At 61.1% G+C, this 25,994-nt stretch carries 31 protein-coding genes; 18 read left to right on the forward strand and 13 right to left on the reverse strand.

Annotated elements, in window-relative coordinates; all coding sequences use genetic code 11:
* Positions 1-222: 222 nt before the first annotated feature.
* Both VL202_RS01040 and VL202_RS01045 read left to right on the forward strand, forming a co-directional pair.
* A complete protein-coding gene (locus VL202_RS01040; RefSeq protein ID WP_325462375.1) occupies positions 223-1,347 on the forward strand; it encodes an AI-2E family transporter in 1,125 nt (374 codons plus the stop codon).
* Between the two features lie 74 nt (positions 1,348-1,421).
* Positions 1,422-2,669, forward strand: a complete 1,248-nt coding sequence (locus VL202_RS01045; protein WP_325462335.1) for an FAD-dependent oxidoreductase — start codon at positions 1,422-1,424, stop codon at positions 2,667-2,669.
* A gap of 8 nt (positions 2,670-2,677) precedes the next feature.
* On the opposite strand, the gene VL202_RS01050 is transcribed toward VL202_RS01045, so the two are convergent.
* A complete protein-coding gene (locus VL202_RS01050) occupies positions 2,678-3,475 on the reverse strand; it encodes a response regulator (protein WP_325462336.1) in 798 nt (265 codons plus the stop codon).
* Between the two features lie 249 nt (positions 3,476-3,724).
* On the opposite strand from VL202_RS01050, the gene VL202_RS25955 reads away from it, so the two are divergent.
* Positions 3,725-3,925, forward strand: a complete 201-nt coding sequence (locus VL202_RS25955) for a NepR family anti-sigma factor (RefSeq protein WP_414692784.1) — start codon at positions 3,725-3,727, stop codon at positions 3,923-3,925.
* Positions 3,926-4,033: 108 nt separating this feature from the next.
* Here the strand turns inward: VL202_RS25955 and VL202_RS01060 are convergent, their stop codons facing one another.
* From VL202_RS01060 to VL202_RS01070, 3 genes are all read right to left on the reverse strand, one after another.
* Positions 4,034-4,282, reverse strand: coding sequence for a glycine zipper domain-containing protein (locus VL202_RS01060; protein ID WP_325462337.1), 249 nt, complete (start codon positions 4,280-4,282; stop codon positions 4,034-4,036).
* A 53-nt stretch (positions 4,283-4,335) separates the two neighbouring features.
* Positions 4,336-4,491 carry a DUF3309 family protein gene (locus VL202_RS01065; protein ID WP_325462338.1) on the reverse strand — a complete coding sequence of 52 codons (156 nt, stop codon included), beginning with the start codon at positions 4,489-4,491 and terminating at the stop codon, positions 4,336-4,338.
* A gap of 95 nt (positions 4,492-4,586) precedes the next feature.
* Positions 4,587-5,501 carry an alpha/beta fold hydrolase gene (locus tag VL202_RS01070; RefSeq protein WP_325462339.1) on the reverse strand — a complete coding sequence of 305 codons (915 nt, stop codon included), beginning with the start codon at positions 5,499-5,501 and terminating at the stop codon, positions 4,587-4,589.
* A gap of 233 nt (positions 5,502-5,734) precedes the next feature.
* On the opposite strand from VL202_RS01070, the gene VL202_RS01075 reads away from it, so the two are divergent.
* From VL202_RS01075 to VL202_RS01085, 3 genes are all read left to right on the forward strand, one after another.
* Positions 5,735-6,064: a hypothetical protein gene (locus VL202_RS01075; protein ID WP_325462340.1), complete on the forward strand. Its 330-nt coding sequence runs from the start codon at positions 5,735-5,737 to the stop codon at positions 6,062-6,064.
* Between the two features lie 69 nt (positions 6,065-6,133).
* Complete coding sequence (locus tag VL202_RS01080) at positions 6,134-6,331, forward strand: CsbD family protein (protein ID WP_325462341.1); 198 nt, start codon at positions 6,134-6,136, stop codon at positions 6,329-6,331.
* A gap of 182 nt (positions 6,332-6,513) precedes the next feature.
* Positions 6,514-7,485 (forward strand): PRC-barrel domain-containing protein, encoded by a 972-nt coding sequence (locus VL202_RS01085; protein WP_325462342.1) that lies wholly within the window; start codon positions 6,514-6,516, stop codon positions 7,483-7,485.
* Positions 7,486-7,600: 115 nt separating this feature from the next.
* On the opposite strand, the gene VL202_RS01090 is transcribed toward VL202_RS01085, so the two are convergent.
* Positions 7,601-7,813: a hypothetical protein gene (locus VL202_RS01090; RefSeq protein ID WP_325462343.1), complete on the reverse strand. Its 213-nt coding sequence runs from the start codon at positions 7,811-7,813 to the stop codon at positions 7,601-7,603.
* Positions 7,814-8,016: 203 nt separating this feature from the next.
* Here VL202_RS01090 and VL202_RS01095 point away from each other — a divergent pair, with 203 nt between their 5' ends.
* The 4 genes from VL202_RS01095 to VL202_RS01110 all read left to right on the forward strand — a co-directional run bounded on the left by VL202_RS01095 (position 8,017) and on the right by VL202_RS01110 (position 10,656).
* Positions 8,017-8,181 carry a DUF1328 domain-containing protein gene (locus VL202_RS01095; protein WP_025426013.1) on the forward strand — a complete coding sequence of 55 codons (165 nt, stop codon included), beginning with the start codon at positions 8,017-8,019 and terminating at the stop codon, positions 8,179-8,181.
* A 170-nt stretch (positions 8,182-8,351) separates the two neighbouring features.
* Positions 8,352-8,852: a TIGR00645 family protein gene (locus VL202_RS01100; RefSeq protein WP_325462344.1), complete on the forward strand. Its 501-nt coding sequence runs from the start codon at positions 8,352-8,354 to the stop codon at positions 8,850-8,852.
* Between the two features lie 32 nt (positions 8,853-8,884).
* Positions 8,885-10,138, forward strand: coding sequence for an FAD-binding oxidoreductase (locus VL202_RS01105; RefSeq protein ID WP_325462345.1), 1,254 nt, complete (start codon positions 8,885-8,887; stop codon positions 10,136-10,138).
* 221 nt (positions 10,139-10,359) lie between these two features.
* Positions 10,360-10,656 (forward strand): hypothetical protein, encoded by a 297-nt coding sequence (locus tag VL202_RS01110; RefSeq protein WP_325462346.1) that lies wholly within the window; start codon positions 10,360-10,362, stop codon positions 10,654-10,656.
* A 6-nt stretch (positions 10,657-10,662) separates the two neighbouring features.
* Here the strand turns inward: VL202_RS01110 and VL202_RS01115 are convergent, their stop codons facing one another.
* The 5 genes from VL202_RS01115 to VL202_RS01135 form a co-directional block, all read right to left on the reverse strand.
* The gene (locus VL202_RS01115; RefSeq protein ID WP_325462347.1) at positions 10,663-11,082 is read right to left on the reverse strand and encodes a TIGR02588 family protein; all 420 of its coding nucleotides are present in this window, start codon (positions 11,080-11,082) and stop codon (positions 10,663-10,665) included.
* A gap of 10 nt (positions 11,083-11,092) precedes the next feature.
* Entirely contained in the window at positions 11,093-11,959 is an 867-nt protein-coding gene (locus tag VL202_RS01120) for a TIGR02587 family membrane protein (RefSeq protein WP_325462348.1), read from the reverse strand.
* A 74-nt stretch (positions 11,960-12,033) separates the two neighbouring features.
* Positions 12,034-12,528 carry a BON domain-containing protein gene (locus VL202_RS01125; RefSeq protein ID WP_325462349.1) on the reverse strand — a complete coding sequence of 165 codons (495 nt, stop codon included), beginning with the start codon at positions 12,526-12,528 and terminating at the stop codon, positions 12,034-12,036.
* A gap of 149 nt (positions 12,529-12,677) precedes the next feature.
* On the reverse strand, positions 12,678-13,163 hold the full coding sequence (locus VL202_RS01130) for a hypothetical protein (protein ID WP_325462350.1): 486 nt from the start codon (positions 13,161-13,163) through the stop codon (positions 12,678-12,680).
* A gap of 117 nt (positions 13,164-13,280) precedes the next feature.
* Positions 13,281-13,514, reverse strand: coding sequence for a hypothetical protein (locus tag VL202_RS01135; RefSeq protein WP_325462351.1), 234 nt, complete (start codon positions 13,512-13,514; stop codon positions 13,281-13,283).
* A 592-nt stretch (positions 13,515-14,106) separates the two neighbouring features.
* Here VL202_RS01135 and VL202_RS01140 point away from each other — a divergent pair.
* Positions 14,107-14,604: a GAF domain-containing protein gene (locus VL202_RS01140; protein ID WP_325462352.1), complete on the forward strand. Its 498-nt coding sequence runs from the start codon at positions 14,107-14,109 to the stop codon at positions 14,602-14,604.
* Between the two features lie 12 nt (positions 14,605-14,616).
* Here the strand turns inward: VL202_RS01140 and VL202_RS01145 are convergent, their stop codons facing one another.
* The gene (locus tag VL202_RS01145) at positions 14,617-15,633 is read right to left on the reverse strand and encodes a DUF4105 domain-containing protein (RefSeq protein WP_325462353.1); all 1,017 of its coding nucleotides are present in this window, start codon (positions 15,631-15,633) and stop codon (positions 14,617-14,619) included.
* Between the two features lie 304 nt (positions 15,634-15,937).
* On the opposite strand from VL202_RS01145, the gene VL202_RS01150 reads away from it, so the two are divergent.
* Positions 15,938-17,365, forward strand: a complete 1,428-nt coding sequence (locus VL202_RS01150) for a DUF3300 domain-containing protein (RefSeq protein ID WP_325462354.1) — start codon at positions 15,938-15,940, stop codon at positions 17,363-17,365.
* 23 nt (positions 17,366-17,388) lie between these two features.
* On the forward strand, positions 17,389-18,345 hold the full coding sequence (locus VL202_RS01155) for a DUF2950 domain-containing protein (protein ID WP_325462355.1): 957 nt from the start codon (positions 17,389-17,391) through the stop codon (positions 18,343-18,345).
* Positions 18,346-18,400: 55 nt separating this feature from the next.
* Here VL202_RS01155 and VL202_RS01160 read toward each other — a convergent pair whose 3' ends face one another.
* Together VL202_RS01160 and VL202_RS01165 are read right to left on the reverse strand one after the other, a co-directional pair.
* Positions 18,401-18,817, reverse strand: a complete 417-nt coding sequence (locus VL202_RS01160) for a helix-turn-helix domain-containing protein (protein ID WP_325462356.1) — start codon at positions 18,815-18,817, stop codon at positions 18,401-18,403.
* A gap of 102 nt (positions 18,818-18,919) precedes the next feature.
* A complete protein-coding gene (locus VL202_RS01165; RefSeq protein ID WP_325462357.1) occupies positions 18,920-21,178 on the reverse strand; it encodes a heavy metal translocating P-type ATPase in 2,259 nt (752 codons plus the stop codon).
* A 336-nt stretch (positions 21,179-21,514) separates the two neighbouring features.
* On the opposite strand from VL202_RS01165, the gene VL202_RS01170 reads away from it, so the two are divergent.
* The 5 genes from VL202_RS01170 (at position 21,515) to VL202_RS01190 (ending at position 25,981) form a co-directional block, all read left to right on the forward strand.
* Entirely contained in the window at positions 21,515-22,864 is a 1,350-nt protein-coding gene (locus tag VL202_RS01170) for an LLM class flavin-dependent oxidoreductase (RefSeq protein WP_325462358.1), read from the forward strand.
* A gap of 12 nt (positions 22,865-22,876) precedes the next feature.
* Positions 22,877-23,725, forward strand: a complete 849-nt coding sequence (locus VL202_RS01175) for an ABC transporter permease (RefSeq protein ID WP_325462359.1) — start codon at positions 22,877-22,879, stop codon at positions 23,723-23,725.
* 39 nt (positions 23,726-23,764) lie between these two features.
* Positions 23,765-24,748 (forward strand): ABC transporter substrate-binding protein, encoded by a 984-nt coding sequence (locus tag VL202_RS01180; protein ID WP_325462360.1) that lies wholly within the window; start codon positions 23,765-23,767, stop codon positions 24,746-24,748.
* A gap of 9 nt (positions 24,749-24,757) precedes the next feature.
* On the forward strand, positions 24,758-25,528 hold the full coding sequence (locus VL202_RS01185) for an ABC transporter ATP-binding protein (protein WP_325462361.1): 771 nt from the start codon (positions 24,758-24,760) through the stop codon (positions 25,526-25,528).
* Positions 25,529-25,693: 165 nt separating this feature from the next.
* The gene (locus VL202_RS01190; protein ID WP_325462362.1) at positions 25,694-25,981 is read left to right on the forward strand and encodes a hypothetical protein; all 288 of its coding nucleotides are present in this window, start codon (positions 25,694-25,696) and stop codon (positions 25,979-25,981) included.
* Positions 25,982-25,994: the final 13 nt, after the last annotated feature.

Here is a 25,994-nt window from a genome sequence, read left to right on the forward strand (position 1 = left end):
CTCTTCCTTTCACGGGCCGCCGATATTCCACAGATGAAACGTCCGGACGCAGTGTGGTTCCGCACTTTTGCATCGGCCCGCCCCGAGGAACTTTTTCGCAACCGATGCGTTAACCGGTGTCATGCCGTGGACAGGCCAAGCGCCGACCGTCCGCGGCATTTTCCGGACATGGATCATCGTCATTCGACCCGCTGGCCGGGCCGGGCAAGTGGAGAGAACGAAATGGGCGCCTTCCCGGCGAGTGGGTTGATCAAGCAGCGAAAACAAGCGGAGATCGAAACGCGGGCGGCGGAGGCGGCGCCACCGCAAACCGCGCCCAAGACCGGACTGGATCTCGTCGTTGCCTGGAGCATCGTCGGCACCTTCATCATCTTCGCTTCGGCGGTGATCTACATGATGGAAGCGATCCTCATGCCGGTGACCCTTGCTATCGTTGTCGGCATGGTTCTTGGCCTCGCGGCCGATCGTCTTGCGAATTTCGGCTTGCCGCCGGTGCTTGGGGGGCTGCTCCTGGCGCTGGTCTTCGTCGTCGGGTTGTTCTTCCTGATCAATGCCATCATTGAACCACTGACATCGCTGGCAGGCCAGGCGCCGGCCATGCTTGAAGGGGTGATCGAACGGGTCTTGCCCTATCTGCAGCGGTTTGAATGGGCAAGGCTCGCCATTGCCGGCACCAATCAGAAGGCGATGACCGATGTCGTCATTCAGAACGCCGGCGCCATGCTCGGGCTCGTCGCTTCTGGCATTACGCCGGCCTTTATCCAGATCATGATCTTCCTGGCGGCGCTGGGATTGTTCCTCGTCGGGCGCGCGCATCTGCGCAAGACGATCATCCTGGCCTTCGCGACGCGGGAACGCCGGCTGGCCGCGATCCGCATCATGAATGCCACCGAAAACGCCGTCGGCTTTTACTTCTCCACCGCAAGCCTGATCTACTTGGTGCTCGGGACGATCACCGCCGCCATCACCTTTGTCGGGGGGCTGGCAATGGCTCCGGTCTGGGGCCTGTTCGCTTTTGTCTCCAGCTTTATCCCCTATCTCGGCGTCACCATCATGACGATCGCACTGCTCTGCGCGGGCCTGATGACCCATGATGCGCTCCTCCTGGCGCTGGCGCCGGCGGCGGGCTTCTTCATTCTTCATCTCGTGATGGAAAATATCGTGACGCCCGCGATCCTCGGCCATCGGCTGGAGATCAACCCGTTCCTGATCTTCATCGCGATCATCTTCTGGACCTGGATGTGGGGTGCCGTCGGTGCGATGCTGGCGCTGCCGCTGTCGCTGATCGCCATGACGATCTTTAACGAGGTCCGCACCCAACCGCCGGAACGGCAGCTGCCGGGCTGACAGGGCCGGCCGATACAAGAGACAACGGCTTTCAGCCGCTTATTGTTTGCGTAGCCCGAAGAGAAAGCCCTTGCATGCCGCCGATGCTTGATAGCGACCACACCGCCCAGGACGATCTCCATGGCGGCCGAACTCCATGGGGCAGGAGCGCCCGTCCGCCACGCAAGGAACGGCTTACTCAAAGCTTCAAGGCCGATGTGGCGATCGTCGGCGGCGGTATTACCGGATCGCTGGCCGCACAGCATCTGGCAGCGCGCGGGGTGGATGTCGCCGTCATCGACAAGGAGCAGCCGGGTCTTGGCAGCACCGCCGCCAGCACAGCCATGTTGCAATGGGAAATCGATCGCACGCTTGGGGAACTGACGCAGTTCTACGGCTTCGATCAGGCCGCTTCCCTCTATCGGCACAGCATCGCCGCCGTGCAAGGCCTCTGCAATCTCGTCGGCACGCTCGGCCTGTCATGCGCCTTCCGGCCGCGTTCGACCCTCTACATCTCCACCGGCAGCGCCGGGCCGGAGATGTTGCGCCAGGAACATCTGTTGCGGGAGCGGGCAGGCCTGCCGGGCACGCTGCTCGATCATGCCGATCTCCTGTCACGCACCGGTATCGATCGGGCTGCGGCAATCGCCTCTCCCTGCTCGGCCGATGCCGATCCGGTGCTTCTGTCCTGGGGGCTTCTCGCCGATGCGACCACCCGAGGCGCACGGCTGATCGATGCCATGGCCATCGCCTATCACGATGCGCCAGGAGCGGTGACGGTCGAGACGGACGGCCCCTTCGTGATCGAGGCACGGCAGGTCATTCTCGCCACCGGCTATGTCATGCCCGATTTCGTGCACGCGGAAATCCACCGGACATCGTCGAGTTGGGCGATAGCGACGGTGCGACAAGAGCCGCAAAACCTCTGGCCGGGCGGGGAACTGATCTGGGAGGCGTCGGAAAACTATCATTATGCCCGTACCACGCCAGATGGCCGGATTATCATTGGCGGCGGTGACGACGATACAGTCGATCCTGCTTTACGCGATGCCAAGATGCCGCGAAAGACGGCGCATCTTGTCGAGACCCTCGCCGGTCTGTGGCCAGCCGCAAACCGTGACGTCGATTTGGCGTGGTCCGGCGCTTTCGGGCAAACGGAGGATGGCCTGCCGCTGATCGGTGCGGTAGCCGGCATGCCGCGTATCCTTGCCGCCTACGGTTATGGCGGCAACGGCATCACCTTCAGCTTCATGGCATCGCGCATTCTGGCCGAACTCTGCGCCGGCAACAGGCAGGACTGGTTCGATGCCTTCGCGATCGAACGGCCTGCGCCACGAAAATAGAGACTGGATCAGGCCCGGCCGGCCCTGGCGTTTTCGTCGAAGAACAATGCCTGGCTGATCAGCGCCTTGACCATTTCCGGATTGAACGGCTTCGTCACCAGGAAGGCCGGCTCCGGCTTGGTGCCGGTCAGCAGGCGTTCCGGGAAGGCGGTGATGAAGATGACTGGAATCGTCACGCTTTTGAGGATCTGGTTGACGGCGTCGATGCCGGAGCTGCCGTCGGCCAGTTGGATGTCGGCAAGGATCATCTTCGGCTTGGTCTTTTCGAAGAGCATGATCGCTTCGTCATAGGTTCTTGCCACACCGGCGACCGTATGACCGAGGCTGAGCACCATATCTTCGATGTCCATGGCGATCAGCGGTTCATCCTCGATGATCAGGATTTCGGTGGCAACCTGACGGGAAATGTCCTCCGATGCCTCGCGCAGGAGTTCGGCCGCCTGCGGTTCGCTCACATCCAGGACCTCCGCGGTTTCCGCCGGGGTGAAGCCCTCGACCGAAACCAGCAGGAAAGCCTTGCGGGCGGCCGGCGGGATGAGCGACAGGTTGGCCGCCGCGCGCTTTTCCCAGCTGAAGGGAGAGGCGGTTTCCGGCAGGTCGATGCTGATTTTGTCCATCTGCGAGCAGAACAGCCTGAACAGGTTCACCCTGTCATTGCGGCCCTGGGGAAAAAGCGAAATGTCGGCAATGAGAGCTTCCAGCACCGCCGCCACATAGGCGTCGCCCGAGGTCTGCGATCCCGTTACCGCGCGGGAGAAGCGCCGGAGATAGGGCAGGTGGGCTGCGATCCGCATGGAAAGTGACATTTATGACGTCCTTTAGTATGATGCCGGGCAAAGCTGCCGATGCACGACGCTATTCCGAGTCGAACCATGGCATCGGTTTGAACATGTTTTATACTTTATGGGAAGTTTTGAAGCAGATCCAATTTCCGTCGGGACGCCGAAAAATCCGTAAAAATTCGGAATATGGCAAGACTTTGCGTGTATCAAATAGACGCAGGAAAGCGTGGCGGCTTTGTGGTGATTGCCGCGGGTTCAGGAGCAAAACTGTCGATGAGTGACATCCCCGAAAATCATCGGCGTGCCGGACCGGCGCGGAACGCCAACGGTTCTCCCAAGGGTCCGAATGCCCAGATCGCCGCCAAGTTGAAGGCGCTCTACACGGCGGTCGAGGAAGAGCCGATCCCTGACATATTCCTCGATCTCCTGGAACAACTGGATCAGGCAGAACAACGCGGGAAATCCCGCGCCTGATCGAGGCCCGGTCTCGCAGTCCATCCGATGGCAAAAACATGAAAAACGGGCCGAAGCCCGTTTTCCCTTGTCTGCACTGTGACGCCCTCTGAAATGTGACGCTGGCGATCAGCAGTTTGCGATGTAGCGGCGGCCATAGCGGTCGCGGTAGTAGCACTTGCCCGGTTCGTTGGCATTGCCGATCAGGGCGCCGGCTACACCGCCGATAGCCGCACCGACCGCCGCGCCACGGACGTTACCCGTTGCAGCGCCGCCGATGATGGCACCGGATGCAGCGCCTATGCCTGCGCCCTTTTCCGTGGCGGTGCACGCTGCGAGAGGCATGATAAGAGCAATTGCGAGGAGAATCTTTTTCATGAGTGGCTTCCTTTCAAAGGTCTGGATGATGATGGAATGCGGAACGTTGCGGGTCAAATCCGACCCATCAGCACAAGGATGAGGAGGATGACGACGATCAGTCCGAGGCCACCCGAGGGGCCGTAACCCCAGCTGCGACTGTGACCCCAGGTCGGCAATGCGCCGATCAGCAGAAGGATCAGGACAATCAGGAGAATCGTACCGAGCATCGTATTTCCTCTTCAGGTTCAAGGCCTTTGGGGCCACGGGTTCCGCTGGCAAAACTCTTGTAACGCGATTTTGTTCCAGCGTCATATCGCCCTGTTCAAAGTCCACGCGGAACGGGGCTGGCAAAGGGGGGGGCTTGCGAAATATCGGTAAGTTTATAGTTACGTTTTGGCGTCAGCGGGCCGAGCAGCAGGAAGGCGCCGATCAACCGGTCCACTTTGTCGCGCGCCTCGGCCATCGGCAGGTGGCCGACCTTGTCGAGGATGACCGTATGGACACGCGGCAGGCGGCCGGACAGATGAATCTGATGTGCCGGCGGCACGATCGCGTCGCGGGCGCCGATAATGTTGAGGACCGGCACATCGATCTGCGACAGTTCGGCGAACACCGATGTCCGTGACATCCAGGAGACAAAGGCGGCGATCTCGTCGGCATTCGATTTCAGCAGATGCCGGCGCACCTTTTCCATGGTTGCCAGGGTCTCCTCTGTCTCCCAGCCAACGTTCTTGTCGAACACGGTTTCGAGCGAGCCCCAGCGGAAGTTTTCGCGTGTGGAAATCCAGCGTGTGAAGAGCCGGATGAACAGGTGGCGGCCCAGCAGAGGCAGCCGCAGTATGCGCGACGCCATCCGCTCCTGGCCTTCGAAGCGCCCGCAGGCAAAAGCGCCCATCAGAATGACATTGCTGACCAGGTCTGGCCGATGCCGCGCGAGAAGCAGCGAGACGAAGCCACCGGTCGAATGACCGATGAGGGTCACCGGCTCGCCGTCGAAATCCCGTTCGATCGCCTGCGCATAGGCATCGACAATATCCTCGGTTCTCAGAATTCCGCCGAAATCGTGCAGCGTCCACGGACTGTGTCCGGGCAGGGGGTAGGCGACCGAGCGACCCTCTTTCACGATACTGGGGGCAAAGCTGCTCCAGAAGGACGGCCCCATGACCATGCCGTGAATCAGCACGGTTCGCATGCCGGTATCCTCGGATAACCAATGGGCAGCAGGTGGATGCAACATGGCTGACATTCCTTGTACGAACGTCATCAGTCATTGCCTGGGGAGGTTGGTTGTCTGGGGCGGGCGGCCATTTGCGGCGCGGGTATCAGGGTTCACCAAAGTCACGCCGGGCATTCCTTGACGCCCTTATGAAACGCTGGATCGGCGCAAAGGTTCCTGGCATTTTTTCGGGAACATCCCGGCGTGCATGTCCGTTGTCTTCTCAAGTGAATCATTGTGCAGGGAGCATGACGATGGAACACATTGCAGCAATCATGATGCTGGTCGGGTGCAGTCCGGGCAATATTCAGTGCACGGAGTTGCCCGCCCCGGCCGTGGGGTTCGAGACCGCCGAGGAATGTCAGGAACTGCTGAGGCCGGCAATCCACGCGGCGCGCGGCGGTCACAAGGTCGTCTATGGGAAATGCACGGCGGTCGATCCGGCCCTTTTTATCGAAGATGCCACGATCACCTGGGATATCACGCCATCCAAGGAACTGGACGTACGGATCACTTTCGATGATCCGACCGCACCGATGATGGTCGCCGGGAAGAGCGACCGCAACGACGTGATCAGCAATTGATTACTCCCGCAAGGGGAACCTTTTCCACGCACGCGACGTTGATTTCATACCAACCAGAGGAGCACCACAATGAATTGGGATATGATTGAAGGTAAATGGACTGAGTATCGCGGCAAGGCCCAGACCCAATGGGGCAAGCTGACGGACGACGATCTCGATGTGATCAACGGCCGCCGCAAGGAATTGGCCGGCCGCATCCAGGTTCGCTATGGCGTCGAAAAGGATGAAGCCGAACGGCAGATCGACGAGTGGTCGTCGCGCCACTGACATTTCAAGTGAAGACCAATGACGGCACGCGAATCTCCCCCGCGTGCCGTTCCCATGTCCGGCCTTGTGAAAAGATCGGAACAAACACGGGGCGACCGCCGTTCCCGGACGGTATTCCCAGCGGCGGTCAATGATGGTGCGCCAGCCGGATTGATCCCCGATACAACATGAAGGAGTCCACCATGATCCGTATCCTCCTGGCGACGACGGTCCTTGCGGCGTCACTGGCATCCGGCGCGGTTGCGCAGGACGCTGCCAACCGGGCCGATCCTGCAAAGGACGCAAGCCCGGCCACGAAACAAGGTCCGAGCGGCTATTTCTCTGCGGCGCCCGAGCAGATTCTGGCTACCACCGTTCTCGGCAAGACAGTTTACACCGGCGCCGACGAACAGGGCGAAGCGATCGGCGATGTCAATGACGTTGTGATCAATGCCGATGGCGGAGCGGAGGCGCTGGTCGTCGGTGTCGGCGGGTTCCTCGGTCTTGGTGAAAAGGATGTCGCTGTCGGCTTCGATCGCGTGTCCTGGTCGGATCGCGATGGCCAGCGCATCATCGTGGTCTCGGCGACGAAGGAAGAGCTGGAGGCTGCCCCGGAATTCGAGCGTGGTGCCATGATGGATGAATCCTTGGCTTCGCTTCCAGAAGACCAGAACGCCGAGAACAGGAACGCCGATGCCGCTCCTGTAAATCCGCCGGTCTTGAAGGACGAGACCGCGCAATCGACGCAGCCGACCCTCGGGACCACGCCGCAGATGACGGATCCGGATGCGGTCCTGCCGCTCGATACCGACACGACCGCATCGACCGAACCGGAAATGAAACTGATCGATCCGGCCCTGATCAGCACCGACAAATTGATCGGCACGCAGGTCAAGGTTGCCGATGACACGAAGGTCGGCGAGATCCGCGACGTGCTGGTCGGTCAGAACGGCAAGGTCGAAGCCTACGTTATCGACGTCGGCGGTTTTCTCGGAATCGGCGAGAAGCCTGTGGCGATGAGTGCCGAGAGCGTTCAGGTCATGGCGGATGCCAGCGGAACGATGACCATCTATTCGCCCTTCACCAAGGCGCAACTGGAAAGCCAGGTTGCCTATGACAAGACAGCCTACAAGGCGAATCCGGCTGGTGTGCTTTTGCGTGCGCCGTCCAAGTAAACGCATGACCGGGGCCGGTATCGACGAGGCGTACCGGCCTTTTACCCGGCTTGAAGCAGCCATAAAAATGGCGGCCAGTTGGCCGCCGTTTGCCTGTCCGTCACGGTCTTGAGCCCTAGTTGTCGTCGCTACGTTCGGACGCTTCGAGCTCGTTGAGAAGATCGGCGAAATATCCTTCTGTCTTCGGCATGTCTTCCCTGAAGTAGAGATCGCGCAGCGTCTTGCCGATATGCAAGTTCTTGTCCCGCGCCAGGATGGGCTGCCGGACTGCCGCTGCTGCCGACTTCCAGATATTCGATGTCGATACGGTCATTTTACTATCTCGCATGATGTATATGCCTTCACAACGTCGCCTGTGTCGGTAATGTTCCGCGAACGACGTGGCTTAACCGTGTCAAATTGGGCCAAATTTTCCCATCATGGTTAAGGAAAGATGTAGATTTGCCTTGGTACGGCGCGCTGGGGAGCGGCTGGAACAAAACTACTCCTAATACGTTTATGGCAAGACGAATAAACCAAGGAGAATCCTCGATGCTGTACTATGCTCTCGTCTTCCTCGTTGTTGCCATCATCGCCGGTGTCCTGGGCTTCGGCGGCATCGCCGGCGCCTCCGCCGGGATCGCGCAAATCTTGTTCTTCCTGTTCCTGGCCTTCCTTGTCATCTCGCTGGTGGTCGGGCTGATGCGCAGAACCTGATCCCATCTCCCCTCTCAGGGAATGCGAATGAAGGGAGCGTTGCGAAAGCATCGCTCCCTTTTTTATGCACTGAGACGACCTGTCGCGGTCCTTGCCTTGCCGAAGGACGATGGCTTGGCTATTCAGGGCCTGACCATTTCGCAATCGCACAAACGGGAGCCGCCCGCAGCATGAAGTCACTGGAACTCATCGTCGAACGGATCATCCTGTCGAGCCGCTGGCTGCTGGTGATCTTCTACCTCGGACTTGTCGCCGCTCTCGCGCTCTATGGCGTGTCCTTTGCCTACAAGTTCTACAAGGTGGCGATCATGGTATTCACCTATGACGAGGCGGACATGATCCTCGCCATGCTCGGGCTGATCGATGCGGCGCTGGTCGCCAGCCTGATCGTCATGGTGATGATTTCCGGATACGAGAATTTCGTCAGCCGGTTCGACGAGGCGGACGCGGAAGTCTCGTTCCTTGGAAAGCTCGATTCCGGCAGCCTCAAGATCAAGGTGGCCTCCTCGATCGTGGCGATCTCGTCCATTCATCTGTTGCAGATTTTCCTGAATACGCAGCAATATACCAATGACCAACTGATGTGGGCGACGATCATGCATCTCGCCTTCGTCGTGTCCGCCCTGATGCTCGGCTTTCTCGAGCAGATCATGGGCAAGCTGAAAAAGTAAAATGGCGTCAAGCCGAGAATGGAGAACGGGGCATGAAGACAGATGTCGTTGTTTTGGGGGCTGGTATCGTTGGCCTGTCGACGGCCATCCATCTGGCGCGGCGCGGCAAGTCCGTCGTGCTGCTCGATCGCCGCGGCGCCGGCGAGGAGACGTCCTATGGCAATGCCGGCCTGATCCAGCGCGAAGGCGTCTTCCCCTATGGTTTCCCGCATGATTTCGGCGCTCTATTCCGCTATGCGCTGAACAATACGATCGACGCGCACTATCATTTCCGGGCGCTGCCGGGCCTCGTGCCCTTCCTGATCCGCTACTGGTGGAATTCCGGCTTTACCCAGCACCAGAACATCGCGTCCATGTACGCGCCGCTGATCGAGAGCTCGATTGCCGAGCACGAGGACCTGATCAACGCGTCGGGCGCCGGCGATCTTATCCGCAAGGACGGCTGGATGAAGGTTTTCCGCACGGAAGCCGCCCGCGACGCCGCCTACAAGGATGCCGAAAAACTCTCTTCGACCTTCGGCGTCAACCACCAGAAACTGTCGACCAGCGAATTGAAGACGATGGAACCGTCGATCAGGGCTGATCTGACGGGCGGCCTGCGCTGGACCGATCCGTGGTCGATCCGCGATCCCCACAGCCTCAACAAGGCCTATCTCATCTATTTCCAGTCGCTTGGCGGACGTCTTGTATCCGGCGATGCCGCGACGCTCGAACATGTGCTGGAAGGCGCCGGCTGGCGTGTCGCGACACCGGAAGGTCCACTTGAGGCCAAGGAAGTCGTCGTGGCGCTCGGCCCCTGGGCCGATACGGTGACCCGCAAGCTCGGTTACCGCTTCCCGCTTGCCGTCAAACGCGGCTATCACATGCATTACGGTATGCAGGACGGTGCCCAGCTCAACAACTGGGTGCTGGACGCGGAGAAGGGCTATTTCCTCGCACCGATGCTGCGCGGCATTCGGCTGACCACCGGCGCCGAATTCGCCAATCGCGATGCGCCGAAGACGCCGGTGCAACTGACCCGCGCCGAGCGCGTCGCCCGGGAATTCTTCCCGCTGGCCGAGCGGCGCGACGAAGAGCCGTGGATGGGCGCGCGTCCCTGCACGCCGGACATGATGCCGATCATCGGCAAGGCGCCGCGCCACGAAGGTCTCTGGTTCGCCTTCGGCCACGCACATCACGGCATGACACTCGGCCCGGTGACCGGCCGCGCGCTCGCCGAGAAGATGACGGGCGAAAAGACGGTAATCGACATCAAGCCGTATCGCCCCGACCGCTTCGTCGCCTGAGATTCAGACTTTCGGGACGCCCCCGCCAGTTTCCGTCAACGCGTTCCGCTCTCGGGCGGGCGCGATTGCCTTGCGCGCCGACTTAAAACAATTCTCCCGATGACGGAACCAATGTCGATCCCAGCCGTTTATCAGGTTGGCTGAAGCGAGGGTTCGGTCTGTCTTGCCATGCGCGACACATGGAAATGACTGCCGTAAACACGGCAGCGGGAGCAGTTCTCATGCATAAACAGGTTATCGAATTCAACGGTGATGCCGTTGGCGCGCTGGTACCGGACGGCGAGCGGTTCCGGTTCATGGCGGTGAAGTTCAGCGTCTGGAGCCTGGACGGGCGCATGTTTTCCCGGCCGGCCGAGGCGCGGCGGGCCGTCATTGCGCTTCTGTCGGAGAAGGCCGGTCAGACCATGCCATCCGCGAGTTTCTGGAGCCCTGGCGACGGTGACCCGTCGGAAAGCCAGTTTGGCTGGAATGCCGCTTCCGCAGTGCCGAGATTGGCCGTTGGGCAACGCGGCGCCTGATCATGGTCAGGGATCGGTATAACCCGATGCGCGAAGATCAAACCGATGGGCGGCAGGATCGTCCTTGAACAACAGGGTACCGCTGGCGCTCGACTGTTCCGGCACATAGTCGAAGATCACTTCCCTGGTCTCGATGATCCTGTCGCCATCGCTGAGCGTCCCTGTCACGGGAACCGCCGCCGCCGTTCGCTTGCCGCTGTTTTCGACGACGAACGACACCTGGTGGCCACCAGCTGTCGTTTGCTGTCGAATGATCCGCACCGTGAGTGCCGGTGTGTCGCCGGTGGACGACATGGCCTCGTAACCGATCCACCCGGTCATCGCGAGGACGAGAAGGGTGCAGAGCACGCCAGTGGTCCATTCGGCCCAGTGCGCTTCACGAGAGAGCGTCCTTTTCTTGCGCCGTCCTTGTTTATCCTCTGCCATCACGATGTCCTCACAGGATCAGCCGCGCGGCGGCGGCACCGATCGCGCCAGGAAAGGCCAGAACGATCATCGCCATCATTGCCGGCGTGAAGGAGCCGCCGTCCAGCCGGCCGAAACTCCAAAGCGCATAGACGCTGATCAAGAGTGCGATCACATAGCCGGGAAGGGTGAAGCGGATCAGTGCGTGCCACCCGGGTGTATCGTCGGCAAGTTCGTGGCCGCCCTTGAACGAGACGGCATAGACGAAGGCATGCATGATCGCGATCGACAAAAGGATGGTGGCGAGCGCATGCCAGGGCGTCATCTTGTAGGAGATCAGGATCATCTCTTCCGTCGGGGCCATGTTGAGATTGAGGAACAGCGCGCCGACCGCCATCATGAACAGTTCGCTGCCGTAACCGGCCTGCGGGTCGTCGTCGGCATCGTCCTTGCCGCTGCCGAGTTCGCTACGTCCGAGCAGCGCGCCGATGCTGGCCGGCACTGCCTGGACCGCGATCTTGCCGGCGATTTCCTGTGCCGGCATATCCCCCGTCAAAAGTTTGAACAGGGAAAGCATGACCGCGCTGGTGAGGATACCGATGCCATAGGCGATCATCGCGTCTCGGGCGCTTTCCCTGAGTGAGAATGTTTCCTCGAAACCGATCCTGTGGGAAATCCCTATCAGGAGCGGGATGGCCAGGAGCAGCAGGAGAGCGAGGCGCCAGCGATCCATGGTAAAGCCGAGCGCCCACATTTCCATGGTCATCTGCATCGGCAGGGCGAACAGGAGAGCGCCGGCGACGCCACGACCGAGGCCAACCAGGAACCGCGCCGGAGTCACATCGCTTCCGGGATGCTCCTGTGCGTCTTCCGTATCTTCGGCTCTGGCTCCCGACATTGATCCCCTCTCAAAGCTTCCCTGCGGACCGGCGCTTGATGCCCGCCCGCAAACCGGTCAATCAAGTTCGGCGATCATTCGTCCCAGTCTTTCGGAATGCCCTCATCGACGCCGCTTGTCTTGAGATCGTTGCGGATATTGACCACGCCGGCAATGCCATAGATCAGCGACTCAATCCGCCGGCGCTCCTGTGCCGTGTCGACGGTGCCGCTCAGCCTGACGGTGCCACGATGCGCCTTGAGATCGACACCGGATGTCTCGATCTCGCTGTCTTCCAGCGCATTGGAAATCAAATCTTCCAGCCCATCGTCATCGACATCCGCCTCCGTATCGTCGCCGAACAGGTCGGGGCCGTTGGCGCTCTCGATCGCGGTATCGCTGCTCCGCTCAAAACCGGGATTGCCGGCCGCGTCGAAATTCTCGGTCGATTGTCCATAGGAGCCGTTGCCGACCTTGGTCTTGGAGCCCGGGGTGCCGTCCGCATAGGGCCAGCCTTCGTTCACGTCGCGATCCTCGTAATCGCGATAATCCTCTTCCCGCCCCGTGGTTTTCGTGGTCCTGTCGATCATGGATCTGTCCTCAGTGGTTGGATTGGAAGAGAAACGGCTGACGGCGGATTTGGTTCATTCGAAACTGGCGGCAGCCTGAAGCTACCGGCCACGAAAAAGGTGAAACCGCCGGAGCGATTCCACCTTTCCGCATCTGTCCAGACCGGCGATTAGTTTGCCGGAGCGGTCTCGTTGGTCTGCGGAGCCGTGCCGTTCGTCTGGGGCTGCTGATCAGCACCCGTGGCAGGGGTCTGCGTATCCGGTGTTGCCGGTGTCGTATTCGGGGTTGTCGACGTGTCGGGCGTAGTGGTGCCCGGCGTCGCGCTGTTGTCGACCGGCGGCGTGGCGTTATCAGCGGGCGCCGTCGTGGTCTGGTCGGTCGTAGCCGGCGGTGTGGTAGTATCGGTCGTCTGGTCTGTGGACATTTCGGTCGGCAGCCAGACCAGCAGGGCCAGAACGAGGCCTGCAAGCAGGATGATCAGCACAGGCCAGGTCGAGCGGGACGAACGCACCTCGACGTCTTCGGGCCGGCGCTGGTTGAGAAGCGGATCATTCACCGGCTGGGATGTCACCGGATCGATACGCTGGCCGGCCTGATCGGCGGGCAATGCCGTCGGATCCGTGGGACGGTCGGTGGGGTCAAAACGTTGATTCATGGCGTTCACATCCTTTCGAGAAATGGTGCCTGTGCCATCAAGCGTTGAGGGCAACTGGGCTCTAAACGTCTTGGTGAGGCGAATGTTCCTTGAAAAGTCATGGCTAACACGAGGGGCTCAGGAGGAAAGCAATTCCGCGATCTCTCCAAACTGTGCCAGCAATCGCGGACTGGTCATGTCGCCGGACTCCTCATCGACCTCGACGGCATAGGCGGCGACGCCGGCGAAGCGGCTGGCCATGGCACCTGCGATCTTCTCGGCGCTGACGGCATTCGAGGCTTGCCGCATCTCGCCGGGCACGAGATTGCCGCGCACCTTGCGATAGGGAAGGACAATGAACTTCTCGGCCATGATCGGCGCCTTTCGGGATTTCGGGTCGTGGCAGCGCTCTTGATGGCACGCCGCTGGACAAGGCACGATGTGCCTTCGGTGCCGCAAGCTGTAGCATCGATTGCACTGCTTCGTATCGGCAATCCAACGGGGACGAAGGTTTCGGCAAGCAAACTTCAGTCGCGTGATGAAAAGGCTTCCGTTCGCGGCGGGAGTTGAGCGACGTCGAAATGTTCGGGGAAAGCTTCGCCTTGGCGCGCCCGACCACCGTTTCATAGTAAAGTGTTACAGCGACCTTTGTGCGTCATATTTGATGCACGGCGCGGCAGGATGAGGGTGGAGCGCGGATCGCGAAACAGGACGGCCACGTTCTTTCGTGGCAGCGAGAGAGACGTCAATCTGCCCGCCCGACCCTATTCTAAAGTTAATAGCAGTCGCGTCCGATCCTTGCGGATATCAGCCGTGTCGCAGATTTTTCGGACAATTGAAACGAAGATTTTGAAGCGGCAGGAGATTGTTTGGTTTCTCCACCGTTCGGGAGCGTGCCGCCAAGCGATTAACACCGCCGCTGGCCTGTGCTATTCGAGGCCTCCAAAAAGAAGGATGACAATCCATGTTCGAAGCAGCAGCGATATCGGGAACGGACAAGCCGGCATTCTATCGGGAGCTTGGAACGCAACTGCAGGCCCTGCTGTCGGGCGAAGGCGATCCGATCGCCAATGCCGCCAATACATCGGCGCTGATCTTCCAGATGTTGCCGGATCTCAATTGGGCGGGGTTCTATTTCCTGCACAGCGAGGACGAGCTTCTCCTCGGACCGTTTCAGGGCAAGCCGGCCTGCGTGCGTATCGCCGTCGGTCGCGGCGTCTGCGGAGCGGCTGTTGCCAAGGGCGAATCGGTACTGGTCGAGGATGTGCATGCCTTCCCGGGACATATCGCCTGCGATGCCGCCTCGCGCTCGGAACTGGTCGTGCCGCTGCTGCGCGACGGCCGCGTTTTCGGCGTCATCGATCTCGACAGCCCACTGCCCGGCCGCTTCGACAAGGATGACCGGGACGGCATCGAGGCGTTGGCCGCAACCTATGTCGCATCCGCGTCCTGGGACGACTGACCGTCATATGACTTACGGTGCCGTCCGCCTGGCCGGCGCGGGTACGCCGACGCGAATCGCCTTCGAGAAATCCTCAGACAGGCCATCGGCCTTGGCGCGTTCGGCGATATGCGCGCTCTCACGCAACTGCGTCAGTGGTATAGATGTGTCGACGGCATCGTGATCGTAGGCATAGTCCGGAATATAACCGTTGACGATCAATCGCCAGTCGAACGGGATGGCGCTGCCGACGGCGCGCATCATCTTGACGACGGTCGTGGTGCAGTTGGTTGTCAGCGAATTGTAAAATTCCGGTTTTCGCGCCAGCGCATTGGCGTCAGCGACATATTCCAGAAGCAGGCGCCGCGCGGCCGCCGGCGATGCGCGCAGGCGGTAGATTTGCACGTCCTCGCCGCGCACGTTCGAGCGAACGCCGACGACATCGCGCTCGTCGGCCGCGATAATCACCAAAGGGTTGGTCTTGAACAGATCGGCGAGGGGTGAGAAGGCGCCGCCCTTTCGCCGCCGCACCTCGACTGACCAGGCCAGCTGTTCCCCGCCCTGGAAGCTGAAACTCAGGATGAAATGCGCCATTTCCGGCCCCGCCCAATAGGACATGAACAGGTCGATACCTTCTATCCTGCTGAGATCGTAGCTGCGGTTTTCCCAGCGCTCGGTGAAGTCGGTATTGCTGCGCCATCCGAAGTCGCGCAGGTCGGTCAAGGTCAGGATGTCGCCATCGACGGTGCCGGTAACCTGCCGGGCGACATCCGGCGCCCAGTCGGCATTTCTGTCCGGCTGGATCGTGCTCCACCAGATGCAGACCAGTGCGAATGTCACGGCGTAGACGATCATCGCCTTCAGCCGCCGGCGTCCGAACAGCGTCACCACTGTGAAAAGCCCGAGAACGGCGAACAGGCCCGCGATGACGCCTCTCGGAATGTCTGCCATGGGCAAGCGGTACCAGAGCGCCAGGCTGGCCCAGGCGGAGGTCAGGATGACGATCAACAGAAGGGCGATGACAAGAATGGCACGCAGGATAAGACGCAATCCAACCTCCTGAAGCCGTCACACCACGCCGGCTGCTTTCATTCAGTATCCGCTCCAAAGTTCGCTTTCAAGCTGGCATCTCGTTGCAGAGCCACCTCTCATCCAGACAAGGCAAGGTTGAGATTATGGGTGCAATTGGCCTTAAGTCCAACTATACTTTGCCCCAGGCCCGGAGAGAATGTCGCGACACGAAATCGGCCGATGGAGACAGTTTGCCATTCCGCCGACCAGCGTCACGCGAGCCGGACACCTGTCGCATGAATTTGCAAGGGATGCCACTCCGCTCAAAAAGGGAATTGAAGACATGCCTCTGATCTATGGATCACGCCTCGCCGCAGGTCTTGGGCTCATGCTCGCCTTTTCGATATCGACGGTCATGCCCGTGCATTTCTCGCCCGCCTTCGCGCAGGCGACCGCGGATGCTTCGGCGGCTGACGACACGACCGAGCCACTGACCGATGAGGAACTCGAGGTTCTCGTGGCCCGCATCGCGCTCTATCCGGACGAACTGGTCGCGCTGGTTACCTCCGCATCGCTTTATCCGCTGCAGATCATAGAGGCACAGCGCTATCTGGATCAGTTGAAGAAGAAGCCCGACCTGAAGCCCAAGTCCACCTGGGACGGCAGCATCGTTTCGCTTCTGAACTATCCTCAGATCGTCAAGATGATGAGCGAGGATCTTGACTGGACGCAGTCGCTCGGCGAGGCGCTGACGAACCAGCAGAAGGACGTGCTGATCGCCATCCAGCAGTTGCGCGACAAGGCCGTCGCGGACAACATCATCAAGACCGACGACAAGATCAAGGTGGTCCATGAAAACGACAACGTCCTGATCCAATCGGTCAGCAGCGAAAAGATCTACGTTCCGCAATATCCGCCGGAAATGCTCTACGAGCCGGATTATGTGCCGGCGCCGATCGCATATTATCCGGAACCCTATCCGAGCTATTACCTGCCGACCGCGACCTTCTTCGCTGGCGCGGTGACGGGCGCGATCTGGGCCTCCGTCGTCGATTGGGATGATTGGGGCGTCTGGGGTGGCCGCTGGAACGGCGACGTCGATATCGACTGCAACAATTGCTTCAACAATCGCGACTTCAACGGCAAGGTGAACATCGGCGATGTCGACTGGAAAAACGTCGATCGCGACAAGATCAACTTCGACCGGAACCAGTTCAACAAGATCGACCACCACGCTTTCAAGAACAATATCAAGGCTGACGGTCGCAACAGCTTCAAGGCCAGAGCCAACAACATCAGCAACGATCGCGTCGGCAATATCAGCAACAAGCCCGGCAATATCTCGGTCAAGGACGTCCGCAACAGCAAGATCGATGCGGACCGGATCAACCGCGACAAGGCAGCCGCGCGCGATAAGGCGACCGCGCGCAACAAGGCCGGCAACGGCAAGGCCGCAGCGGCGGCCGGCAAGAAGCAGGGCCAGGCCGCTAACCGCGCGGCCAATGCGAAGCCGAAGGCCAAGGGCAATGTGAAAGCCAACCGGCCGGCGGCGAAGCCGAAGCCGGCGGGCCGGGTCGACAATCGCCCCAGGAAACCTTCGGCAATGGGCAATGTCGACAATGGCCGGCGCACGCAGATCCAGTCCGACCGCGGCCGGCAATCGATGGGCGGCGGCAATCGCGGCGGCGGAGGACGACAGGTCCATGGCGGCGGCGGGCGGAAGATACATCACGGCGGCGGTGGTCGCGGCGGTGGCGGACGTCGCCGGTAATGTGTGGAACAAGGAAGACAGTCATGACACTTTCCGTCAAAAAATTGCTTCTGAGTTCGGTGTTTTCAGCCGTCCTTCTGGGCTCGGTCGCCGGGTTTGCGATTGCCGCCGAACCAACGGATGATTCCGTGATCGCCGGTTACGCTTCCGAGAAGGCCCCACCTCTGTTCGATACGCCGGAACAGGCCGTCGATGCCTTCAAGGCGGCGGTGGCGGCGGATGACTTTGACACGCTCGCTACGGTTCTCGGCCTTGATCCGGGGAGGACGAAGACGGCGGAAGGGGTCATGGACACCTATGCCGAGATCCGCGATGGCGCCAAAAAGAAGCTTATCGTCCGCGATGTCGATGGCCGCAAGCTGCTCGATATCGGCGATCAGCTCTGGACCCTGCCATTCCCCATCGTCAAGGGTGACGACGGCAAGTGGGCTTTCGATACCTTTGCCGGCTTCGAGGAGATCATCAACCGCCGCGTCGGTGAAAACGAACTCCAGACGATCGACACGCTGCGCGCATATGTCGACGCACAGAAGGAATATGCCTCGGCGGATCATGATGACGACGGCGTCATGGAATATGCCCAGAAGCTGCTCAGCAGCGATGGCAAGACCGATGGCCTCTACTGGTCGCCGGATCTTGGCGCTGGCGACAGCCCCGCCGGCGATGCTTTCGAGAGCGACGAGGCCCTGTCCAAGGCGAAAGCCGGTGCCGGTTATTTCGGTTATCGGTATCGCATTCTCACCAGTCAGGGGCAAAACATCGCCGGTGGCAAATTTGATTACATCATCAACGGCAACATGATCGCCGGCTTCGCGTTGATCGCCTGGCCGATCCGCTATGGCGAGACCGGCGTGAACACGTTCGAGATCAATGCCAACGGCACCGTCTACCAGGCGGACCTGGGCGACGATACCGAGAAGATCGCGGCCGGCATCAAGACGTTCAATCCGGATGACAACTGGGACGTCACCGCGGACTGAAGCGCGCCGGGGGGGCTGGATTGTATCCCCGTGCCCCTGGTTCCCTGCGCCCCTGTCAGCCGTGATCGGTCTCGCAGAGATCGTGGTTGGCGAGCGCCCGGATGACGTAACAGTCCTTCACCTGCGTGCCGTGACAATGGCTGGTGATCCGCTCGAGCTCGGTTTCAAGCTTGCGGAGCTTGGCGATCTTGCTGCGCACCTCGACAAGCTGCGTCTCGGCGATCCGGTCGGCATCGGCGCAGGGGTGGTCCGGATGCTGGCTGAGATCGATCAGTTCCCGGATCGCATCGATGGTGAGGCCGAGATCGCGGGCATGGCGGATGAAGGATAGGCGCTCCTGCTCGCGCGTGGAATAGCGCCGCTGGTTTCCGTCGGAACGTTCGGCATGGGACAGCAGCCCCATCTGCTCGTAATAGCGGATCGTCGGGATCTTGACGCCCGTCGAACGGGAGAGGTCACCGATGGTCAGCATGCTGCAACTCCGTTTCCGTCAGCATATTTAATGTTCTACAGCGACCTTTGCGCGTCATTCTCGACGCGCGGTGCTGTGATGTGATCCGTGCCGTCTGCCATTTCAAGACGTGGCGATGGGCCGCAACAGCCGCAGGGCGTTGATCGTCACCAGCACCGTCGCGCCGGTATCAGCCAGAATAGCCGGCCAGAGCCCCGTGATGCCGAGAATGGTGGTGACGAGGAAGACCGCCTTCAGGCCCAGCGCTATGGTGATGTTCTGGCGGATATTGGCCATAGTCCGCTTCGACAGGCCGATCATGGCGGCGACGTCGGCAACGCGGCCGTGCAGCACGGCGGCATCCGCCGTTTCGAGCGCGACGTCCGTGCCGCCGCCCATGGCGATGCCGACATCGGCGGCGGCGAGCGCCGGTGCGTCGTTGATGCCGTCCCCGACCTTGGCAACGACGAGGCCTTCGGCTTTCAGTTCACCGACGATGCGCTGCTTGTCCTGCGGCATCAGTTCGGCGCGAACCTCGATACCGAGCTGCCTGCCGATGGCTTGGGCCGTACGGGCATTATCGCCGGTCAGCATCACCGTCCGTATGCCGGCATCCGTCAGCGCCTTCAGGCCGGCCAAGGCATCGGCGCGCGGTTCGTCGCGCATGGCGATGGCGCCGGCCAGAATGTCACCGATGAACAGCACCGAGACGGTCTTGCCGTCGTCGTTCAGCGCCGTGATCCGCGCCATCTGCTCGCCGGAGAGTGCAAGGCGTTCGCTCGCGGCCTTGGGCGAAGCCAGAAAGGTCTCCGCACCATTCACGGTCGCAGTCACGCCCTTGCCGCCAAGCGCCCTTGCATCGTTGACGGGCGGAAGGGTGAGGTTCTCTTCCGCGGCCCTGGCCAGGATTGCCATGGCCAGCGGATGGCTCGATCCGGTCTCGAGCGCTGCTGCATACACCAGCACGTCCCGTTCGGAACGATCGAAGGCGATGATCTCCGTGACTTTCGGCTTGCCGACGGTCAGCGTGCCGGTTTTGTCGAGCGCGACGGCGGTGACGCGGCCGATATTTTCCAGGACAGCGCCGCCTTTCAGCAGCAATCCGCGCCGGGCGCCGGATGACAGCGAGGCGGCGATCGCCGCCGGCGTCGAAATAACGAGCGCGCAGGGGCAGCCGATCAGCAGAATGGCGAGGCCCTTGTAGATCCACTCGCTCCAGATCCCGCCGAGAAGCAGCGGCGGCACGATCGCGACAAGCGCGGCGACGACGACCACGCCGGGCGTATAATAACGCGAGAACCGGTCGATGAAGCGCTCCGTCGGCGCCTTGGATTCCTGTGCCTCCTCGACCAGCTTGACGACGCGGGCGATGGTGTTGTCGGCGGCGGCAGCCGTGACCCGGATGCGCAGGGCGGAAACCGCGTTGATGGTTCCGGCAAAAACGATGGCGTCCACGCCCTTGTTGACCGGGGTGCTTTCACCTGTGACCGGCGATTCATCGATCGCGCCTTCGCCTGAGACAATGGTGCCATCAGCGGGAATGCGGTCACCGGGCCGTACCAGAATGATGTCGCCGATCGACAGGCTGTCGGCCGCGACCTCGCGGGTCTGGCCGTTTTCTTCGAGAAGCGCAGTCTTCGGAACGAGTGCTGTCAGCGCCTGGATGCTGGCGCGCGCCTTGCCGGCTGCCACACCTTCGAGCAATTCCCCGACGAGGAAGAGGAAGACGACGGCGGCGGCTTCTTCGCCGGCATTGATGAAGACGGCGCCGACGGCGGCGATCGTCATCAGCATCTCGATGGAAAAAGGCGTGCCGGCCATGGCTGCCATGATGGCGCGGCGGGCGATCGGGATCAGCCCGACCAGCATGGCTGCGATGAAGAGAACAGACGCGATCGATGGCACGAGATGGCCGATGCCATAGGCGGCGACCACTGCCGCGCCGCAGGCGATCGTCAGCTTGCCCTTGCGGCTCTTCCACCAGGAACCGTCGGTCGGACCATGATCATGGCCGTGAAGCCCGATGGTTTCGGCCACGACCGGCTTTGCATGATCGTGGCCTTCGTGGGCGTCGTGAGCGTGACTGTGCCCGTGATGGTCGTGGCTGCCGTGATCAGGGCCGCAGCAGGATCCCTTCATCGTGGGAGCGGCATCCTTCTGGCCAAGCGGCGAGACGGGATAGCCGAGCCCGGTGACCTTCCGAGCAATGGCCGCAAGATCGCTGCTGGCGTCGTGACGAACGGTCATCGTACCTGCGGTGACAGATACGGAAACATCCGAAACACCCGGCATGCGGCGTATCGCGGTATCGATCTTGGACGCGCAACTGGCGCAATCCATGCCATCCACCCGGTATCGGGACTGTATCGCGTTCGTGGTCATGATCGGCTCCTGTTGTCAGGATCCATCCAATACATGCTCTAGTGGCTAGAGGTGCAAGAGGAAAATTGCAGAATTTTCCGGAACGGCGGACGGGGAGGGAGTGAACCGTCATTGCCGCTTCAGCGATACCGGTGGGCTTCTGCTGCAGGCAGGCTTCAAGGACCGCGAAGTTTTTCCGATGCGTCCATTCGTTTCATATTTCCCTCATGCGCGAAAAATCATTTTACCGCTGCGACAAAACACCGAACGCCATTTCTCTACTAAAAATATAGACAAAGTACGCTCTGGTTATTGGCATCGATTGTGCCTCGGATGCGAGCAAAGAGAGGAAACGTCATGACACGCAAGATCAGGCTTGGAGCATTTCTTCCCGGTGGAGGGCAGCATGTCGCCGCATGGCGGCATCCAGATCAGCCGGCCGATGGCGCCACCAGTTTCGAGTTCCACAAGCAACTGGCACTGACGGCGGAACGTGGATTGTTCGATGCCTATTTCCTGGCCGACAACCTCGCCGTCGGTTTTGGCGGCGCGCGCGAAGGTGGCAATGCCAAGGTGGCGGGCTTCGAGCCGGTGACGCTGTTCTCGGCCCTTGCGCCATTCACGACCCATCTCGGTTTCATCGCCACCTCATCGACCACCTACGAGGAGCCCTACACGACCGCCCGCAAATTCGCCTCGCTGGACCTCATCTCAAAGGGCCGTGCGGGGTGGAATGTGGTGACGACGACGGGCGACCTGACGGCGCAGAACTTCAATCTCGAGACGCAGCTTCCCCATGCCGAGCGCTATCGCCGCGCCCGCGAGCATGTCGAAGTCGTCAAGAAGCTCTGGGACAGTTTCGAGGATGATGCCTTCATCCGCGACAAGGAAACCGGCGTCTTCTTCGATCCCGACAAATTGCACGATACCGACCATCGCGGCGAGAAGTTCAAGGTGCGCGGTCCGCTCAACGTCTCGCGGTCGCCGCAGGGATATCCTGTCATCGTCCAGGCCGGGCAGTCCGAGGACGGGCGTGGACTGGCGGCAGCGACGGCCGAGGTGATCTTCACCGCCCACCAGCACATCGAGACCGCCCAGGAATTCTATCGCGACATCAAGGCGCGCGCCCGGTCGCTTGGCCGCAATCCCGATCATATCCTCGTCATGCCCGGCGTCTCCGCCTTTGTCGGCCGGACACTGGAGGAAGCGCGCGAGAAATACGATCGCCTGACCTCGCTGATCGTCGAGGAAGACGGGATCGGCCTGTTGAACGGCTTGACCGGCGGAACGCTCGATTTGCGGGGATACGACCTCGACGGCCCCCTGCCGCCGGCGCCGCCGACCGAGGGCATGAAGAGCCGTCAGGCGCTCATTCGCCAGATCGCCGATGAAAACAATTTCTCGATCCGCCAGCTCTATCAGTGGATCGCGTCGGCTCGTGGTCACTACACCATCGTCGGCACGCCCGAGACGATCGCCGATACGCTGCAGGCCTGGTTCGAAAACGAAGCGGCCGATGGTTTCAACATCCTGCCGCCCTGGCTTCCGACAGCGCTCGACGATTTCGTGGACCTGGTGATCCCGGAACTGCAGCGCCGTGGCCTGTTCCGCACCGCTTACGAGGGCAAGACGCTGCGCGAAAATCTCGGCCTGCCTTTCCCCGTCAATCGTTGGGCGGCCAATGCCGTCCTCCAGGCCGCCGAATAGGGAGAAGCAGATATGTCGCTCGACGTCACTTCCATTCTCCCGGCCGGTCTTGGCCTGCAAGGCGGGGATCGTACACCTTCGCTTCTGGCATCCCGTGTTCGCGGTATGCTCCGCCAGTTTCTTGCGCGCTACGGCGTCATCCTCAGCTTCCTTATCCTGTGGCAGGTGTCGAGCACCCACGGCTGGGTCAACCCGGCCGTGTTTCCGCCGCTCGACATGATCCTGTCGGCACTGTGGCACGGCATTGCCAGCGGCGCGCTTCTGGATGATATCGCCATCAGCTTCCAGCGCTCCGGCATCGCTTTTGTCGCCGCCGTCGTGGTGGGCATTCCACTCGGTCTGTTCATGGGGCAGATCAGGGTGGTCGAGCAGGCGCTTGATCCGATCCTGCAGCTTTTCCGGCAGACATCGGCACTCGCCCTCTATCCGGTCTTCATCCTGCTGCTGGGTCTCGGCGAGATGTCAAAGGTCTTCGTCATCTTCTGGGCGACGCTGTTCCCGATCCTGCTGGCTACGATCGGCGGCGTCAAGGAAGTGGACAAAAAGCTGATCGAGATGGCGCGGACCTACCGAGCCGGGCCGCTGACGATTTTCCGCCGTGTCATCCTGCCGGCCTCGGTGCCGGCGATCTTCGTCGGCCTGCGTCTCTCTGCGACGACGGCGCTTCTGCTGCTGATCGCCGCCGAGATGATCGGCGCCAACAAGGGCGTCGGCTTCCAGGTCATGAACGCCCAGTACAACTTCCAGATCCCGCTGATGTTCGCGGCGATCCTTCTGCTTGCCCTTCTCGGGCTCGCCGCCAATGCGCTGCTTGTCCTGCTGCAACGCAGGCTGTGCCGCTGGTCCCAGCCCGGCGCGTGACCCTCCTCTCCCGATTTTCACCTATCAAAGGAAACAGCCATGACATTCCATTTGCGCAACCTCCTCCTGTCTGCCGCCATCGCCGTCGGTTTATCGACGCCCGCAGCCGCCGCTGACGAAGTGAAGCTCCGTTACCTTGCCAGCCAGGGTGGCCTGTCGGCCTATGAACTGGCGGCGGAACTCGATTATTTCGATGGCACCGGCATCACGCTCGAAAACATCGGCTATGCCGGGGGTGGTCCGGCCTCGCTGATCGCCCTTGCATCGGGCGATGTCGAAATTGGCAGTGCTGCGTCGGCGGCCGTCCTGAACTCGATCATCGGCGGCAATGATTTCGTCGCGGCCTATCCGTCGAACGGCATCAACAGTGACGTGCAATCGATCTTCTACGTGCTCGACGACAGCCCGATCAAGGATATCAAGGACATTGCCGGCAAGAGCATCGCCGTCAACACGCTCGGCGCCCATCTCGATTACACCATTCGCGAAGCGCTGCATTCCGTCGGTCTGCCGACGGATGCCGCCAACCAGGTCGTCGTTCCGGGGCCGCAACTGGAGCAGGTGCTGCGCTCCAGGCAGGTCGATATTGCTGCCTTTGGCTATTGGCAAACGACCTTCGAGGGTGTGGCGCGTAAGAACGGCGGTCTGCGGGCGATCTTCGACGATACCGATGTGCTCGGTGAGATTGCCGGCGGTTTCGTGGTGCTGAGCCGTGATTTCGCCGACAAGCATCCGGAAGCGTCGAAGATCTTCGTCGAGCAGTCGGCGCGCGCCCTCGACTACGCCCGCGAGCATCCGGAAGAAACCAGGAAGATCTTCGCCAAGGCGCTTGCCGAGCGTGGTGAAAATCCGGATATCGCCCAGTACTTCCGTGGCTACGGCGTGCGTGCCGGCGGTCTGCCGGTCGAGCGTGACGTCCAGTTCTGGATCGATGTGCTGGTTCGCGAAGGCAAGCTGAAGGAGGGTCAACTGGCCGCCAAGGACATCCTCCTTTCAACCGACAGCAAATCAGCCAGCAACTGAGGACCGGATATGACCAGCACGCAGGAAGCCCGCCGGGGGGAGGTGTCGATCCGTCACCTTTCCAAATCCTACAGCCTCAACGGTTCAGCGCTTCAGGTGCTGAAGGATATCAGTCTCCATGTTCGCCCCGGTGAAAGCCTTGCCATCGTCGGGGCGAGCGGTTCCGGCAAGACCACCCTGCTGCGGGTTCTGGCAGGGCTGGAGGAGGCCGATGCCGGCACGGTTCTCGTCGATGGCAAGACGGTGAAGGGTGTCGGCGCGGAGCGAGCCGTCATTTTTCAGGAGCCCCGGCTTCTGCCCTGGCTCACCGTGCTCGACAACGTCGCCTTCGGACTGGAAACGGGCGGGCTGTCCCGTGAGCAGGCGAGAAGCCGGGCCCGCCACTATGTCCGGCTGGTCGGGCTGCAGCCATTCGAAACGGCCTATCCCCGGCAATTGTCGGGCGGCATGGCGCAGCGGGTTGGTATCGCGCGGGCGTTGGCCGTACAGCCGGAAATCCTGCTTCTCGACGAACCGCTTGGCGCACTCGACGCCATGACCAAGATCGAGATGCAGCAGGAACTCGCCCGCATCTGGCAGGAGGAGGATGTGACGACCATTCTAGTTACCCACGATCTCGAGGAAGCCATCTATCTTGCCGACCGGATCCTGATCCTGCCACGCGGCAAGGGCGGCGAACCGCGCCTGATCCCGATCGATCTGCCCCGTCCGCGCGACCGCAGTTCGCCGGAATTCGTCCGCCACCGCGAGGAACTGTTGAAACTGTTCGGACTGCACTGACAAATCGTTCGGCTGAATAACACCGATTACGGAGCGGCGACCCGGCTCGCTTGCTCCGTAATCGTCGGACATCGGGATTGGTCCAGTCATTGTTACAGTAACGTACTTATCAAACGTCACCCGGGACATAGAATGCGCCAGTTGCGTTCGACCGGAGGTGGGTTGATGAACCTGGAAATCAGCGGCGAAGGATTGCCGCGCGGCGCGGGGGGGAGGGGCCTCTCCAGGCTGATGCTACGATTGCCGCGATTGCGCGGCAAGCTTCAGGCGCTCGCGACCAAATCCGTTCCCGTCACCGGTCTTTTCGAAGCCTATGAGGATGCGAGCGTCGCGCTTCAGCGACTGCGCGCGGCGCCGGGCGAGGACAATTGTTCGGTCGTCAGAGAGTACGAGATGATCTGCTCCGAGATCGAAACCGAGATCATCGAATATTGTCGCGCCCACCGAGTCTGATCGAGGAGGCCAT

Origin of the sequence: Pararhizobium sp. (assembly GCF_035497515.1) — a bacterium.
In the GTDB taxonomy this organism is placed as follows: domain Bacteria; phylum Pseudomonadota; class Alphaproteobacteria; order Rhizobiales; family Rhizobiaceae; genus Pararhizobium.

Coding starts and splice junctions, on each gene's coding strand:
- VL202_RS01100 (WP_325462344.1), top strand. CDS start 8,352: ATGAAGTCACTGGAACTCATCGTCGAACGGATCATCCTGTCGAGCCGC.
- VL202_RS01060 (WP_325462337.1), bottom strand. CDS start 4,282: ATGAAAAAGATTCTCCTCGCAATTGCTCTTATCATGCCTCTCGCAGCG.
- VL202_RS01075 (WP_325462340.1), top strand. CDS start 5,735: ATGGAACACATTGCAGCAATCATGATGCTGGTCGGGTGCAGTCCGGGC.
- VL202_RS25955 (WP_414692784.1), top strand. CDS start 3,725: ATGAGTGACATCCCCGAAAATCATCGGCGTGCCGGACCGGCGCGGAAC.
- VL202_RS01050 (WP_325462336.1), bottom strand. CDS start 3,475: ATGTCACTTTCCATGCGGATCGCAGCCCACCTGCCCTATCTCCGGCGC.
- VL202_RS01105 (WP_325462345.1), top strand. CDS start 8,885: ATGAAGACAGATGTCGTTGTTTTGGGGGCTGGTATCGTTGGCCTGTCG.
- VL202_RS01115 (WP_325462347.1), bottom strand. CDS start 11,082: ATGGCAGAGGATAAACAAGGACGGCGCAAGAAAAGGACGCTCTCTCGT.
- VL202_RS01045 (WP_325462335.1), top strand. CDS start 1,422: ATGCCGCCGATGCTTGATAGCGACCACACCGCCCAGGACGATCTCCAT.
- VL202_RS01130 (WP_325462350.1), bottom strand. CDS start 13,163: ATGAATCAACGTTTTGACCCCACCGACCGTCCCACGGATCCGACGGCA.
- VL202_RS01135 (WP_325462351.1), bottom strand. CDS start 13,514: ATGGCCGAGAAGTTCATTGTCCTTCCCTATCGCAAGGTGCGCGGCAAT.
- VL202_RS01190 (WP_325462362.1), top strand. CDS start 25,694: ATGAACCTGGAAATCAGCGGCGAAGGATTGCCGCGCGGCGCGGGGGGG.
- VL202_RS01140 (WP_325462352.1), top strand. CDS start 14,107: ATGTTCGAAGCAGCAGCGATATCGGGAACGGACAAGCCGGCATTCTAT.
- VL202_RS01065 (WP_325462338.1), bottom strand. CDS start 4,491: ATGCTCGGTACGATTCTCCTGATTGTCCTGATCCTTCTGCTGATCGGC.
- VL202_RS01040 (WP_325462375.1), top strand. CDS start 223: ATGGGCGCCTTCCCGGCGAGTGGGTTGATCAAGCAGCGAAAACAAGCG.
- VL202_RS01185 (WP_325462361.1), top strand. CDS start 24,758: ATGACCAGCACGCAGGAAGCCCGCCGGGGGGAGGTGTCGATCCGTCAC.
- VL202_RS01080 (WP_325462341.1), top strand. CDS start 6,134: ATGAATTGGGATATGATTGAAGGTAAATGGACTGAGTATCGCGGCAAG.
- VL202_RS01110 (WP_325462346.1), top strand. CDS start 10,360: ATGCATAAACAGGTTATCGAATTCAACGGTGATGCCGTTGGCGCGCTG.
- VL202_RS01160 (WP_325462356.1), bottom strand. CDS start 18,817: ATGCTGACCATCGGTGACCTCTCCCGTTCGACGGGCGTCAAGATCCCG.
- VL202_RS01155 (WP_325462355.1), top strand. CDS start 17,389: ATGACACTTTCCGTCAAAAAATTGCTTCTGAGTTCGGTGTTTTCAGCC.
- VL202_RS01120 (WP_325462348.1), bottom strand. CDS start 11,959: ATGTCGGGAGCCAGAGCCGAAGATACGGAAGACGCACAGGAGCATCCC.
- VL202_RS01125 (WP_325462349.1), bottom strand. CDS start 12,528: ATGATCGACAGGACCACGAAAACCACGGGGCGGGAAGAGGATTATCGC.
- VL202_RS01150 (WP_325462354.1), top strand. CDS start 15,938: ATGCCTCTGATCTATGGATCACGCCTCGCCGCAGGTCTTGGGCTCATG.
- VL202_RS01180 (WP_325462360.1), top strand. CDS start 23,765: ATGACATTCCATTTGCGCAACCTCCTCCTGTCTGCCGCCATCGCCGTC.
- VL202_RS01085 (WP_325462342.1), top strand. CDS start 6,514: ATGATCCGTATCCTCCTGGCGACGACGGTCCTTGCGGCGTCACTGGCA.
- VL202_RS01175 (WP_325462359.1), top strand. CDS start 22,877: ATGTCGCTCGACGTCACTTCCATTCTCCCGGCCGGTCTTGGCCTGCAA.
- VL202_RS01070 (WP_325462339.1), bottom strand. CDS start 5,501: ATGTTGCATCCACCTGCTGCCCATTGGTTATCCGAGGATACCGGCATG.
- VL202_RS01165 (WP_325462357.1), bottom strand. CDS start 21,178: ATGACCACGAACGCGATACAGTCCCGATACCGGGTGGATGGCATGGAT.
- VL202_RS01170 (WP_325462358.1), top strand. CDS start 21,515: ATGACACGCAAGATCAGGCTTGGAGCATTTCTTCCCGGTGGAGGGCAG.
- VL202_RS01095 (WP_025426013.1), top strand. CDS start 8,017: ATGCTGTACTATGCTCTCGTCTTCCTCGTTGTTGCCATCATCGCCGGT.
- VL202_RS01090 (WP_325462343.1), bottom strand. CDS start 7,813: ATGCGAGATAGTAAAATGACCGTATCGACATCGAATATCTGGAAGTCG.